14 protein-coding genes are annotated in these 13,622 nt (G+C 55.6%); 3 read left to right on the top strand and 11 right to left on the bottom strand.

The genetic code is table 11. The annotated features are described in order from the left end of the window. Nucleotides 1-5: 5 nt before the first annotated feature. The 10 genes from P40081_RS07830 to P40081_RS07785 all read right to left on the bottom strand — a co-directional run bounded on the left by P40081_RS07830 (nucleotide 6) and on the right by P40081_RS07785 (nucleotide 8,585). Nucleotides 6-497 carry a DinB family protein gene (locus tag P40081_RS07830; RefSeq protein WP_039301132.1) on the bottom strand — a complete coding sequence of 164 codons (492 nt, stop codon included), beginning with the start codon at nucleotides 495-497 and terminating at the stop codon, nucleotides 6-8. Next, nucleotides 494-1,675, bottom strand: coding sequence for an N-methyl-L-tryptophan oxidase (gene solA, locus P40081_RS07825; protein ID WP_081970430.1), 1,182 nt, complete (start codon nucleotides 1,673-1,675; stop codon nucleotides 494-496). The genes P40081_RS07830 and solA overlap by 4 nt, the downstream gene beginning before the upstream one ends. Then, nucleotides 1,668-2,867 (bottom strand): amidohydrolase, encoded by a 1,200-nt coding sequence (locus tag P40081_RS07820; RefSeq protein ID WP_042134538.1) that lies wholly within the window; start codon nucleotides 2,865-2,867, stop codon nucleotides 1,668-1,670. Before P40081_RS07820 ends, solA begins: the two co-directional genes overlap by 8 nt. After that, nucleotides 2,864-3,886 carry an LLM class flavin-dependent oxidoreductase gene (locus tag P40081_RS07815; protein ID WP_042134536.1) on the bottom strand — a complete coding sequence of 341 codons (1,023 nt, stop codon included), beginning with the start codon at nucleotides 3,884-3,886 and terminating at the stop codon, nucleotides 2,864-2,866. Before P40081_RS07815 ends, P40081_RS07820 begins: the two co-directional genes overlap by 4 nt. Before the next feature lie 11 nt (nucleotides 3,887-3,897). After that, a complete protein-coding gene (locus P40081_RS07810; RefSeq protein WP_039301123.1) occupies nucleotides 3,898-4,650 on the bottom strand; it encodes an amino acid ABC transporter ATP-binding protein in 753 nt (250 codons plus the stop codon). Then, on the bottom strand, nucleotides 4,647-5,357 hold the full coding sequence (locus P40081_RS07805) for an amino acid ABC transporter permease (protein ID WP_042134535.1): 711 nt from the start codon (nucleotides 5,355-5,357) through the stop codon (nucleotides 4,647-4,649). Before P40081_RS07805 ends, P40081_RS07810 begins: the two co-directional genes overlap by 4 nt. After that, nucleotides 5,357-6,139, bottom strand: coding sequence for an amino acid ABC transporter permease (locus P40081_RS07800; protein ID WP_039301115.1), 783 nt, complete (start codon nucleotides 6,137-6,139; stop codon nucleotides 5,357-5,359). The genes P40081_RS07805 and P40081_RS07800 overlap by 1 nt, the downstream gene beginning before the upstream one ends. Before the next feature lie 35 nt (nucleotides 6,140-6,174). Next, nucleotides 6,175-7,056 (bottom strand): transporter substrate-binding domain-containing protein, encoded by an 882-nt coding sequence (locus P40081_RS07795; RefSeq protein ID WP_042134533.1) that lies wholly within the window; start codon nucleotides 7,054-7,056, stop codon nucleotides 6,175-6,177. After that, a complete protein-coding gene (locus P40081_RS07790; RefSeq protein WP_042134532.1) occupies nucleotides 7,053-7,577 on the bottom strand; it encodes a GNAT family N-acetyltransferase in 525 nt (174 codons plus the stop codon). Before P40081_RS07790 ends, P40081_RS07795 begins: the two co-directional genes overlap by 4 nt. Before the next feature lie 111 nt (nucleotides 7,578-7,688). Continuing rightward, nucleotides 7,689-8,585, bottom strand: coding sequence for a LysR family transcriptional regulator (locus tag P40081_RS07785; protein ID WP_042134531.1), 897 nt, complete (start codon nucleotides 8,583-8,585; stop codon nucleotides 7,689-7,691). Nucleotides 8,586-8,865: 280 nt separating this feature from the next. Here P40081_RS07785 and P40081_RS07780 point away from each other — a divergent pair, with 280 nt between their 5' ends. Together P40081_RS07780 and P40081_RS07775 are read left to right on the top strand one after the other, a co-directional pair. Further along, on the top strand, nucleotides 8,866-9,426 hold the full coding sequence (locus P40081_RS07780; protein ID WP_042134530.1) for a GNAT family N-acetyltransferase: 561 nt from the start codon (nucleotides 8,866-8,868) through the stop codon (nucleotides 9,424-9,426). Nucleotides 9,427-9,624: 198 nt separating this feature from the next. Then, on the top strand, nucleotides 9,625-9,978 hold the full coding sequence (locus P40081_RS07775) for a pentapeptide repeat-containing protein (RefSeq protein ID WP_052421714.1): 354 nt from the start codon (nucleotides 9,625-9,627) through the stop codon (nucleotides 9,976-9,978). A gap of 649 nt (nucleotides 9,979-10,627) precedes the next feature. Here the strand turns inward: P40081_RS07775 and P40081_RS39905 are convergent. After that, a complete protein-coding gene (locus P40081_RS39905; RefSeq protein ID WP_442950222.1) occupies nucleotides 10,628-12,025 on the bottom strand; it encodes a VWA domain-containing protein in 1,398 nt (465 codons plus the stop codon). A gap of 151 nt (nucleotides 12,026-12,176) precedes the next feature. Here P40081_RS39905 and P40081_RS37325 point away from each other — a divergent pair, with 151 nt between their 5' ends. Then, nucleotides 12,177-13,574 (top strand): TerD family protein, encoded by a 1,398-nt coding sequence (locus P40081_RS37325; RefSeq protein ID WP_081969868.1) that lies wholly within the window; start codon nucleotides 12,177-12,179, stop codon nucleotides 13,572-13,574. Nucleotides 13,575-13,622: the final 48 nt, after the last annotated feature.

The raw sequence follows: 13,622 nt of genomic DNA, 5'->3' as shown, positions 1-13,622 counted from the left end.
ATTCATTACAAAGTGGCTTGCTGTGCAGAGAGACCGGCTTCCGCTCCCTGCCTGATCCGTTGGATCTGGGCCAGATGGGTCTGCACATGGGCGGTGAAGCTGCGGACAATATCAGCAATCCGGATGGTGTCTCCCTTGACATTAATCCCGCTTTTCTCCCATTCTGCGGCACTCAGTCTTCCGAGCAGGAGACTATTGTAATGCAGCAGGCTGCGGAACAGCTCCAGGCTGTCTGTCGCCTTACCCTGATTGCTGTGCTGCCCGCTGACCCAGGCATCCTGATTGAATGCCGGAAGCTGCACCTTCGTATCCGCCAGAATATCACGGATACGGAAGGAGACCACGATGCTGTGATCAGCCAGATGTGACAGCACCTCGGTTACGCTCCAGCTGGCCGGCTCCGCCTTCCACTTCAGCTGCTCATCTGATAAGCCTTCCAGTGCCTGCACCAATTGCCCGTGCGTATTCAAGTACTCTGTTAGCTCCACACTGCTCATTCGATCTCCTCCAATATAAGTTTCGGTTGCGGCTGGTCAGGCCCGGCAGGGAAGCGTGACAGCGCAAATGGCGCAATATTCAGCTTCGTATGTCCTTGCACGGCCAAATCCGCGAGGATCTCCCCGACCACGCTGGAGAATTTGAAGCCATGTCCCGAGAAGCCTCCGGCCAGCAGCACATTGCTGTAGGCCGGGTGGCGGTCAATAATGAAATCCTCATCCGGTGTATGCTCATATTTACAGACGGACCCTCTAAGGAGCTTCCCTGCTGCGCCGGGCATGTAAGCCTCCAGCACACGGCGAAGGTCGCCTTCATCGCTCTCCAGACTGCCGAACGGTGCCAGCGGTTCGCCAGGCCTCCATTCCTCGCCTGTATCATGGCGGCCGATCTTCAGTCCCGCCCCGCCGATGCCGGGGAAGCCGTAGAACCCGCCTTCCTCAGCACCCAGCGTGAAGCCGGGGAACCTCCCGGCCTCGAAGTCCGGCGTACTCCCAAACCAGCCCACTACCTTGCGGATGGCTTTAATCGGCAGGCTGACAAAGGGTGATAATGACTTAAACCAGGCACCGGCGCTGAGAACAGCAGCCGCTCCATGGTAATCACCGTTCTTCGTATGAACCGTGACACTCCCTTCGCGGGCGGTCACATTCAGCACGTTTGTATTCGTCAGCAGCTCCGCACCGTGAGCCAGCGCCAGCTGCCGGTAAGCTGTTATGCACCGCTCGCTATAGAGGTAACCCGCATCCGGCTCATACATCGCCTCGAAGGATTCTGGAACGTTCAGCACCGGCCAGCGGCGGCGGATTTCGTCCGCATCCAGCTGCTCGGCCCGGACCTTCCGCTTCCGGGCTTCCACCAGGCGGCCGGCGAAGGAATAGACGCCGCTGTCTGCCAGATTGAGCACGCCCGAAGGGACAAGCAGCTCCGTCCCGCTCTCCGCTTCGGCTTCTTCCCATAGCACCTGGGCACGGAGTGCCAGGTCAATATAGGCCGGATCTCCGCTATAGGCATGCCGGATCAGCCGGGTCTCCCCGTGATGGCTGCCTTCGGTATGCGGCGGATCAAAAGCATCGATCAGCAGCGTCCTCACGCCGCGCCGGGCCAGATGATAACCCGCGCTCATGCCCATCGAGCCTGCACCGACAATAATCACATCATATACGGGATGGTCAGCTATGATCCGCACCCCCTTCAGCCGCGAAATGCTCCAGCACCCGTACCGCCAGGCTGCTGAAGAATCCGGCACCTACAGGCAGAGCCGCTTCGTCCAGATCGAACGCCGGGTGATGCCATTCCCGGCTTCCGGCCGTGCCGGTGAAGACAAATAAACCGGGAACCGCCTGCTGGTAGAAGGCGAAATCCTCCCCGGCCGGTGAGGGCACCGGCTTCACGGAGGTGTAGCCCAGGTTCGCAGCCGTTTCTTCTCCCAGCCGGGCCAGCAGCACATCATTGATAACCGGCGGCGGCCCGCCGATCCAGCGCACGCTGGCTTCCGCCCCCAGTGCGGCCGCAACACCTGCCACCACCTCTTCGAACCGTTTCAGCACTCTGCCGCGCACCGCTTCATCGAAAGAACGGATCGTCCCTTCCAGCACCGCCATCTCCGGGATGATATTCCACGAGTTCCCGCTGTGAATCTGCGTAACGCTGATGACAGCACTGTTCAGGCTGCTCACATTCCGGCTGACGATAGACTGCAGCGCCGTAACGATATGGGAAGCTGCTACGATGGGGTCTATACCGGCTTCAGGCACTGCCGCATGGGTTCCGAACCCGCGGACCTCCGCTATGAAGCCGTCAGCAGCTGCCATCAGCGGACCTTCCTTAATGCCGAAGGTTCCTACCGGCAGATCCGGCTTATTGTGCATGCCGATCACTGCGCGGACATTCTCCAGCCCTCCGGCAGCGATAATCTGCTGCGCGCCTTTCGCTTTCTCCTCGGCAGGCTGGAACAAGAAGCGGACCGTTCCCTTGAGGCTGTCTTCCTGCGCCTTCAACTGATATACCGCCCCCAGCAGCGCAGCCGTATGAAAGTCATGCCCGCAGGCATGCATTTTGCCCGGAACCAGCGAGGCATACGGCAGGCCGGTTTCTTCCTGAATCGGCAATGCATCAATGTCGGCCCGGAGGGCAATCACCGGACCGCCCTGCAAGCCGCCGATCTCGGCAATCACTCCGGTCTTCAGCCCGTAATCCACTACCTTCACGCCTGCCTGCTTGAGCAGGGAGGTAATATATTTCGTAGTTTCATATTCTTCATTGGAGAGTTCAGGATGCCGGTGCAGATGACGGCGGATCTGGGCCAATCTATCATTCCATGCTAGTTCATGTACTGCCTGTGCAGCGGACTCTGCAGCTGTGCTTGTCATGATGAGGCCTCCGCCGGAACCCCGGCGAGCGCTTCAGCCAGCAGCTCGAAGGAACGCAGCCGCTTATCGAAGGGCTGCACGTTGGTCGTTACAATGAACTCCTCTACCCCGGACGCCTCAGCCAACGCCTGCAGCTGTCCGCGGACCGATTCCTTCGTTCCTTTCGTAACCTCCGGCTCCCGTTCTTCCAGGGTGTAAGGCTCCGTGCTCTGGCGGGTGAACTCCTCCGCCTGCTCGCGGGTAGCCACCGTCAGCTTCTTCCCGCTGGCGAGGTGAATGCGGATCAGCTTATGCGCTCCGCCCAGCTCTTTGGCCTCCTCTTCCGTATCGGCCACGATTACAGCCAGCGCGATGATCACTTGCGGCTCCTTCCCGCTGCTGATATTGAAGCCGCTGCGGTAAGCACGCACCGCTTCCAGGGCAACGGCCTGATCGCCGCCGATGAACAAAGAGAATACATACGGCAGCCCCAATTCCGCAGCGATTTCGGCGCTGGCGACACTTGCACCCAGTACATACAGCAGCGGCGGAGTTCCCGGCAGCGGGCCAGCCTTCAGCCCGGTGAGCGGATGATCCTCCTCCAGCCGGTTATGTACATATTTCTCCAGCTCTATGATTTTATCGGTCAATGAAGGGGTCTCACCGCCCCCCTGCTGCAGCGCCTGCGTACTGCGCGGCAGCCCGCCGGGAGCGCGCCCGACGCCCAGGTCTACACGGCCCGGGGCCAGCGCAGCCAGCACGTTGAAGTTCTCCGCCACCTTGTACGGGCTATAATGCTGCAACATAATCCCTCCGGAGCCTATGCGGATGCTCTCCGTCTTGGCCAGCAGATGCGAGATCAGCACCTCCGGTGAAGATCCGGCCACCTGCTCGGAATCATGATGCTCGGATACCCAGAACCGGCGGAAGCCGAGACGCTCCGACAGCTGCGCCAGCTGGACTGTATGCTGGAAGGCCTCCTCCGGCGTCTCTCCCGGATAAATCGGGCTTTGATCCAAAACGCTGATTGTAATCGCCATAGTTATGCCTCCTAGATGGAATAGTTCAGCTCCGGCGTAATCCGCTTCAGGAACTGCTTGGTTCTTTCTTCACGCGGATGGTTGAACACCTCGGTGGGTGTGCCTTCTTCGACAATCACGCCGCCGTCCATGAACACCACATGGTTCGCCACATCGCGGGCAAAACCCATCTCATGCGTCACCACAATCATCGTTATCCCTTCCTTGGCAATCTTGCGGATCACCGCAAGCACTTCGCCTACCAGCTCCGGGTCGAGTGCAGAGGTCGGCTCGTCGAACAGAATCACTTCCGGCTCCAGCGCCAGTGCCCGGGCTATGCCGACCCGCTGCTGCTGCCCGCCGGACAGCTGGCTTGGATAGGCATCCAGCTTGCTTCCTAAGCCGACCTTTTCCAGCAGTGCGATGCTTCTCTTCCGTGCTTCCTCCTTCGGAAGCTTCTTGACGATCAGCAGCCCTTCCATCACATTCTCCAGCGCCGTTTTGTGGCGGAACAGATTGTACTGCTGGAAGACCATGGCCGTTTTTTGCCGCAGCTGGTGAATATCCTTTTTGCGGGCATGCCGGCAGTCCAGCTTGAACTCACCGATCGAGATTTCGCCGCCGCTTGGCTTCTCCAGATAATTCACACAGCGCAGCAGGGTTGTTTTGCCGGAGCCGCTGGGGCCGAGAATGACGACAACTTCCCCTTTGGACACCTTCAGATCAATATTGTTCAGCACCTGATGGCGCCCGAAAGACTTCGATATACGTTCCAGCTTAATCATGCGACTCCACCCCGGTTATACAGATTTATCCGTTTTTCGATCAAGGCGGTGGCCCGCTCAATGAGGAAGGTCAGCCCCCAGAAGATCAGCGCCGCCGCCAGATACGCCTCGAAGAATTTCCAGTTTGTCGAAGCTACGATTTGCGCCTGGGCATTGATATCCACGACCGATACGGTAAAAGCAAGCGTAGACCCGTGCAGCATTCCGATCACGGAATTCGACAGATTGGGCAGGCTCGCCGCCAGCGCCTGGGGTAATACGATCCGCCGGAGCGCCTGGGGAGTGCTCATCCCTATGGAATGGGCGGCTTCGATCTGACCGCGGTCCACCGCCAGCAGGCCGGAACGGACGACCTCGGACATATAGGCTCCTGCTGTAATGGAGAAAGAAATGTAGGCGAAGCCGATCATCGGAATCGACACCGAGCGGAAGCTCCAGCCGAAATATGCGCCAAGCCCGTCGATAATCATCGGCAGCCCGAAATAGATCAGCAGCAGATGCGTCAGCATCGGGGTACCGCGGATGAAGGTGACATACCCCACCGCCAGCGGATACAGGACAGGTACTTTATAAATCCGGACCAGTGCCACCACAATTCCGATCGCGAAACCGGCCAGTACCGAGACCACCGTGATATACAGCGTTGTAGGAATGGCTCCCAGAATCTGCAGGAACGCCGTCCAGATAAACGATGGGTCCAGCTTCATTACGCGCCGCCTCCTTTACCCGGTCCCATGTCCGCAATGATATGGCGGTAGGACGCTTTTTTCTGCAGGCTGAATTTCCGCTTCACCGGACTGCCCTGGTCTTCATGCCGGAGTAACCGGCGTTCCGCCACCAGCAGCAGCTTCTCGATCGTAAAGCTGATCACGAGATAGATGAGTGCAAGTGCAATATAAGTTTCAATAAAATGCTGGGTCACGCTGCCCAAAGTCTGCGCCTTACCCGTCATCTCCATCACGCCCAGCGTGAACGCAAGCGAAGTATCCTTCAGCAGCGCAATGACCAGGTTCGAGAACACCGGAATGGCAATCCCCAGCGCCTGGGGTAATACGATCCGGGTAAAAGCCTGATAAGAGGTCATCCCCGTAGCATAAGCCGCTTCCACCTGGCCTTTATCGACAGCCGTTACCGAGGCGCGGATCATCTCCGACATGAAAGCCCCCGTATGCAGCCCGTAGGTCAGAATTACGAATACCAGCACCGGCGTCCGCGTCATATCGAGATTGACCAGCTTCAGCACCTCGGGCAGACCGTAATAGAACAGGAACAATTGGATCAGAATCGGCGTTCCCCGGAAGAATGAGATGTACACCTCGGCTAAGGTCTTCAGGACCGGCACCTTGTACAGGCGGGGAAGGGCAATGATAAATCCGACAATCACACCTGCCAGCAGCGAACAGGCTACGATCAGCAGTGTTGTGCTCAGCGTAGTCAGCAGCTTAGGCAGAAAAGAGAATACAAAACTAAGATCAAACGGTGCACCCATCCTGCCCCTCCTTCTCCGCTATAACGGCAGCCTCATCATTGAACCGCGGATGTGGTGACGTCAGCCCCCAGCCACTGTGTACTTATTTTGCCCAGCGTGCCGTCTGTCTTCAGCTCTGCGACCACTCCGTCGATGGCATCCGACAGCTTCTGCGACGGGGCATCATCCTTGCGGAACACATACAGAATGTCAGCGGAGGACAGCTCAGCACCTACTGCCTGCAGCATGCTCTGCGGATCAATAATCGGCAGTACGAAATCCGCAGCGAGCGTGGCATCCACACGGCCCGAGTCAATCTGGCTCACCGTATCGTTGGCTGCACCGTTCTGATAGACAATTTTGATCGAATCCGCGCCGTGCTCCTTGTTGTAATTCTCGAGAATTTGCGCTTGTGCGCTGGTTGCGCCTGTCAGCACCTTTTTACCTTGCAGATCGTCCAGCGTCTGGATCGAATCATTGCCTTTGGCTACAATAATGCGGTTTCTCCAGTGGGCATAAGCTTCTTTGTTAAAAGAATACTTCTGCTCCCGCTCCGGGTTCTTCTCCATAACATGGGCTACCAGATCAATCTTCTTGGTCTCCAGGCTCAGCAGCAGATTGCTGAAGTCCATCGTCTGGAATTCGAACTCATACTCCGGCAGACGGCTGTCAATTTCCTTCAATAGCTCTACATCAAACCCGGTCAGTTTGCCGTTCTCGTCAATGAAGCAGACATTCGGAAAAGCGGTGCCTGTGCCCACCACGATCTTGGTCACCTCTGCCGGTTCTGCGGCTGCAGTCGTTGCCTCCGCACTGGTCTGCGGTGCTGCTTCCGCCACATTCCCGCTGCTACTGCTGTTTGCAGCGTTATTGTTGCCGCAGCCGGCGATCACCAGCGTCAATGCCAATGCAGTTGTGAGCGAAATGGTCTTCTTCATCTCTCTATCCCCTTTAGGTTGTAGTATGGTTGAGCGGTAAGTGTCTTTCTCATCAAATACATAATGCCGTCGCCATTCTGCGCATCCAGCTCCAGAATCCGTTCATACCCCCGGCGTTCATACATGGGAACCAGCCAGGGATGCTTCTGTGCCGTAGCCAGGGTTACAGCGGGAGCACCCAGCTTGCCGTGAATAATATGCTCCTCCACCCAGTCGAGCAGCTTGCCGCCGTAACCTTTGCCGCTGCGCTCGGGATTCACTGCGAACCATTTCACAAAAGGCAGATCAGTTACCGCCTTGACCTCTCCGCTCTTCGAGAGGGTGATCGTCGCCTCCACGTTGCCGTCGATCTCCAGCACATAACACTCATTGGTGGCGATGTTATCCTGAATTAGAGCCAAATCGGCGTTTGCCGCCGGCCAGTGCAGTCCAAGCTCGCGGATCAGCTGATAGGCACGATAGGTCACATCCAGCAGCTGTTGGGCGTCCTTCTCTACGGCCTGCCGGTATACCTCGCTCATTTCATGCCCCCGTTTCTCAATTTAGATAATCCCTATCTGTTTAGTGGTGATTATATGCAATTAACTTTATCACTGCATGTAGCTATGCGCTAATAGAGTTTTTTAATACTGTTATACAAGAAGTCGATCCGGCTTACTGCGGCCCACCGCCAGTTCCAGCAGCGACTCAATGAATTCCGCATTCTCCCCGTTCAGCGAGATCAGGCTGGTCCGCAGGGAAATCCCTTCCGTCTCAGCGATATCCACCCTGATCAGCGTTCCCGCCTCCACTTCCTCCTGTACACTGAGGGCCGGAAGGAAGCAAATCCCCGCTTGCCTCAGCACGAGCTTCTTGGCTGTCTCCAGATTATCCACCTGATACACAATGTCCGGCGGCTGCTCCATGCTCTCGAATACCCGGTGCAGGCGCATCCAGTCCAGCGAGCCGCACTCGAAGAATACAAGAGTCTCCTCCCGGATCTCCTGGATAGAGGCACGGCCCTGGCGGGCCAGCGGATGACCGGCATATACATACAGCGAGATTGGATCCTCACAGAAGGGGAACGACTGAATGGCCGGATTGACCACTTTGCGGATAAAAGCGAGATCAATCTCCTTCGCCTTCAGCTTCTCAATTAATGAATCGGTGGATGAGGTCGTCAGTTTAAAGCGGATATGCGGATATTTCCGCTTCAGGTGCTGCAGGAGCTGCGGCATCAGATAATTAGAGACCGATACCGTACTGCCGATTCTTAATTCATCCGGGATCTGGCCCTTCGACTGGATCTGATGTTTGCCGTTCTGGTAGACCTGCAGAATCTGCTGCGCGTAAGGAAGGAACTGGCGGCCTTTATCCGTAAGGTTAATCTGCTTGCCCAGCCGGTCGAACACTCTGCAGTCCAGCTCCCGTTCAAGCGACTGGATGCGGGCCGTCACGGTCGGCTGGGAGATGTAGAGTACATCTGCCGCTTTGTTGAAGCTTCCGTAGTGGTTGATGTAGACAAAGGCTTCAATATTCTCGATGTTCAAGCGTAGTCCTCCTCCACAACTCTATTTAAATTAACTATTCCAATTGATTAACAAGGAATTAATGCCGTACGGGTGTATAGATTTTGTTTATATCTTAGTCACCGGCCCTTTTTTTGTCAACTGACTTATCGTGTAATATACAGCAAAAACCATTACATAGATCACAAAAACAGATAGAACTTTTCTATCTGTTAATCGGTTTTGTTAAATTCCTCTTATATTCATCGGAATTATGGATTATAATAAGCGTCACATCCCATTTCTGAACAGGAGGTACCCGATGAATCATTCAGCACAAATTGTAATCCGTGAAGCCGCAGAGGCTGACCGCGAGGCTATCGCAGGAGTTCTGCTTGAGGCTTACAGCGAATATTCAGCCGTGCTGCCCGAACCTTTTTGGGTGGAGTACCGCGACTCCATTCTTGATTCCGTCCATGGCAAGGCTCCGGTCTCGCGGATTGTAGCGGAGCTGGATGGGCAGATCATAGGCAGTGTGCTGCTGTTCACCTCTTCAGAGGCCGCTTACGGCAGACCGGAGCTGGGTATCCATACGCCGATCATCCGTCTGCTCGCTGTTTCTCCGGCTGTCCGTGGACGCGGGGTTGCCAGGCTGCTGATCAGCGAGGCCGCCAGACAATCGGTGCTGCTTGGAGCAGCCAGCCTGAATCTCCACACTTCGGACATGATGGCATCCGCAATCAGGCTGTACGAGAAGCTCGGCTTCCGGCGGGCCTATGAAACGGATATTAAGAACGGGGACACGCTGGTCAAAGGATACCGCCTGGAGCTTCCCGTCTCCGCCGGCCTGCAGACGCAACAAACCTCCACCTCCACAGCCTGAGCGGAAACGTCCCGCCGTCCTTTAGGGGACGGTAACCGTTCCAGCGGGAATATAAGGATAAAGTATGCGGGGATTGTGCTGAAAGAAACCCGCCTGCAAGATAAAACCCGAGCAGGAGTACTTAGCTGCGCTGATTGGCGGCGAGGCTGATTGGCGGCGGGGCTGATAGGCGGCGGGGCTGATAGACAGCGGCGCTGATTGGCGGCGGGGCTGATAAGCGGCGGGGCTGACAGGCGCGGCGCTGACAGGCGCGGCGCTGACAGGCGCGGCGCTGACAGGCGCGGCGCTGACAGGCGCGGGCGGGCGCTGACAGGCGCGGCGCTGACAGGCGCGGCGCTGACAGGCGCGGCGCTGACAGGCGCGGCGCTGACAGGCGCGGCGCTGACAGGCGCGGCGCTGACAGGCGCGGCGCTGACAGGCGCGGCGCTGACAGGCGCGGCGCTGACAGGCGCGGCGCTGATAGGCGCGGCGCTGATAGGCGCGGCGCTGATAGGCGCGGCGCTGATAGGCGCGGCGCTGATAGGCCGCAGCGCTGATGGGCGGCCTAGCTGATAGGCGGCGGGCTGATAGGCGGCGGGGCTGATAGGCGCGGCGCTGACAGGCAGACTTTTAATTTGAGCAAGAGCCTATAGCTCCGCCCAGGCGGGGAGGTTTAGTTTATTTTAGCCGCAGATATGTAATCGCTGATAGTAGTGGAGTCCAGTGATTATGGTGGGGATCAAATTATGATGCAAGTCCGCTAATTATGATGGAAATCCGGGATATTTAAAAAATCCTGCACAAAATACAACATTTTCCTCATAATCTCGGCCCTAATCCAAAATTGTTGTATAAAATACAGCATTCCTCCTCCTCTAAGCCGCTTAGCGGGAAAGATTGTTGTATTTCATACAACAATCTTCCCGAACGCCCACCTATCTGCGAGATAAAGTTGTAAAAAGTACAACAATAATGCCTATACAGTGTGAAGGTAATATTGGTGAGCGCTAAGTGGTATATACGGCTAAAATAAACGCTATCCAGCGTAAGCGCCATACGGGTGAATAGCTATGAATGAACGCTATCCAGCGTGAGCGCCATACGGGTAAATAGCTATGAATAAACGCTATCCAGTGTGAGCTCCATACAGGTGAGGACGGCTATAGATAAACACTATACTGCGTAAACACCATACAGGCGTACGCCATACTGGTGTTCGCTGCTAGAGAATCCGCTTCGCCTTCGCCGCCTTCAGCCACTGCGGGAATTCATTCAACAGCTGATCATAGAGCTGCTCGTCGTTCACTTCTTCTATGCGGTCCAGATGGATGAAGTTTGCGTTATCCACCAGCCTTCCGCCCATCGTGTCGAGCTGCTTCAGTACCTCGAAATCAGAATCACCGATCCCCACAAACTGCCAGAAGATCGGCAGCGAGGAAGACGCCATAATTACTTTTTTGGTTGGCTTCACTACGCCCCCGTCATTAATAAAGATAATGAAAACCGGGGTTGTATCCTTCTCCTCGCGGGTGTATTTCCGAATCACATCCTCCATCACCGGCGGCTCATTGTTGCGTCCGAACTTATGGATTGAATCGTTGTTCATAATATGAGTGAAGACATAGCTCCCGAGATCCCGTTCCGTTACCGGCGGCAGCCTGCTGAATTCCGTATCATACACCCACACATCCAGCGAACCGTTGTCATCCAATTGACAGGCTACGGCCAGAATACGTTCCACTACTTCCTGCACGATACCGCTGGAATAGAGGTTTCTCATGGAGCCGGTGATGTCCAGCACAATTCCCACTCTGGCTTTTACATCGGTCAGCTGTTTTTTGACCAGGGTGAACCCGACAATTTTCTTGCGCAAATCTATGGATGACAGGACGTTGACATCGGCGGCCGGTGCAGTCTGCGGAAGGATGGTCTCCGACTTTTCTACATTCTCTACTTTCTCTACTTTCTCCGCCTTCTCTACTTCATCTACCTCCCCCTCCGCCTTCTCCAATACCTTCTCGATCGTCTCCGTCTTCTCCACCAGTTCGGCTGTAGCTGCTGCTTCGTTGCCTGCCTCCGGTTCAACCTCAAGCCCATAGCTCTTGCAGAGCGCAGCTAATCCTCCGTTAAAACCGCTGCCGACCGCGCTGAATTTCCACTCTCCCTGATGACGGTACAGCTCCCCGGCCACCACTGCTGTCTCGTCGGACAGATCCGTTCCATAATCGAACCGGTATAATTCCTCACCGTTCTTGTGGTCCATCAGTGACAGCTGCAGTCCGGACAGCTCCTTCATCCGCAGATTCTGCTGCTCCCCCTCGTAGATCGTCAACGTCACCGCAATCCGGGCATATTGCTCCGGAATTCCGGATAATGAAATCAAGAGGCTCTCCTCGTTCTCCCCCTCTGCCGTATGACTTACCGTTCCATCCCTTGATACCGGATTACCGTAAAATATAAAATCCTCGTCCCGTTCACACCGGTTCTGCCCCGACAACAAAAAGGCTGCTGCATCCACACTGATTCCGGCATGCTCCGTATTCCAGCGCAACCGGATAGTTAGATCACGGACGCCCTTTCCCTTGGTGATATCTACTTTTTGGCCTTTTAACAGCTGCAAGTCTCTCATCTCCCCGTTATAGCAGCATATTCCAGCAGTTCATAGATAAGGCATACCATATCCGCTGCGTTTTGTACATTCTGCTGGATTGTAATTCTCTCTGCGCTCCTTTAATATGAACCTTATACATGATAGATAAGGGGCTTTACCTATGGATTTTACAGCAATAGACTTTGAAACAGCCAATTCCAGCCGCTCCAGCGCTTGCGCATTGGGGCTTGTTCAGGTTAGAAATGGTGTGGTCACCGCAGAATATGACTGGTTGATTGACCCGCGGCAGAGGTTCGACGGAATGAATATCGCGATACACGGAATTACGCCCTCAATGGTTAAAGGCAAACCTACCTTCGCAGAGCTGTGGCCCACGATTGAACCGCTGCTGCAAGGCGAGATTGTGATTGCGCATAATGCTTCCTTCGATATGAGTGTTCTGCGTTATTGCCTGGATGATTCGTTATTCAGCTATCCGGATTTCAAATATATGTGTACCTACCTGCTGGGCAAAAAAATGCTTCAGGAGCTGCCCTCCCATAAACTGAATGTAGTCTCCGAGCATTTCGGCATTAGGCTGAAGCACCATGATGCGCTGGATGATGCCAGAGCTTCGGCACTCATTCTATTGAAATTGATGGAGCAATGGCAGCAGTTCGATCCCCTCCTCTTAGCCGGCAGCCAGGGCTACCAGGCAGGCACGATGTATGCGGGCGGTTATACTGCCTTCAAGGCATCCCCCAAGAAAGCCGCCAAGAAACCGGCGGCCCCGAAGACTGCTGCAGCAAAGACGGAAATTCCCGTAAGCGCGGCTGTACCGGATCGCGGAGCTCCCCTCGTACCCACTCAGCGTCTGACTTCTTCTGCAAGTCTCCCGGCTGCAACACCGTCTGCCCCTGAAGTTCAAGCTGTACCCGTGCTGGTGAGAGGCCAGCGGGTGGATATCGGCGGTAAGCTCAGTGCTTCGAGAATTCTCATGTCTGTGGAGTGGGATTCAACGCTTTCCGCCATGGAGCCGGACACCTCTGCTTTCCTGCTTCGAGAGACAGGACGCTGCGGACAGGATCAGGATTTTGTCTTCTATGGAAACATGGAAGACCCCAGCGGTTCTGTATTCTACTCGAAGCCTGCTCCAAACGCGGGACATCTGCATCTTCAACTGGCGAAGCTGCCTGCGTCCATTACGCGGATCGCTTTGACCTTCACACTCTATGGGGAGGCTTCCGGCCAGAACCCGGGCCAGATCAATAACGCCTCCGCTTCACTAATTGATTCCCAGACGGGAACCAGGCTGGCCTCTTTTCCCTTTGGCCTGGGCTTAAACCTTGAGACGGCAGTAGTCATAGGCGAGTTCTACAGGCACAAGGACAAATGGAGATTTGTTGCCATTGGAGAGGGATTCCCGGGCGGACTCCGTGCCCTGTGTAATCATTATGGTCTTGAGGTGGAACCTCCTGAAGCTGCGGCTGAGTCTGCTGCTGAATCAGCCGCAACAATAGAAACAGCAGAAATAGTACGAACAGCCGGCAGCATTCCTCCGTCTGCCCGCAAATCATAGAATTCATGCCCCTTATGGCATGAACAAACACCCCCAAGCCGCAATGGT

Source organism: Paenibacillus sp. FSL P4-0081 (genome assembly GCF_000758565.1).
Classification (GTDB): Bacteria; Bacillota; Bacilli; order Paenibacillales; family Paenibacillaceae; genus Paenibacillus_AQ; species Paenibacillus_AQ phytohabitans.
Note: the sequence above shows the minus strand (reverse complement) of the source record. Positions and strands in the feature narration are given on the sequence as shown.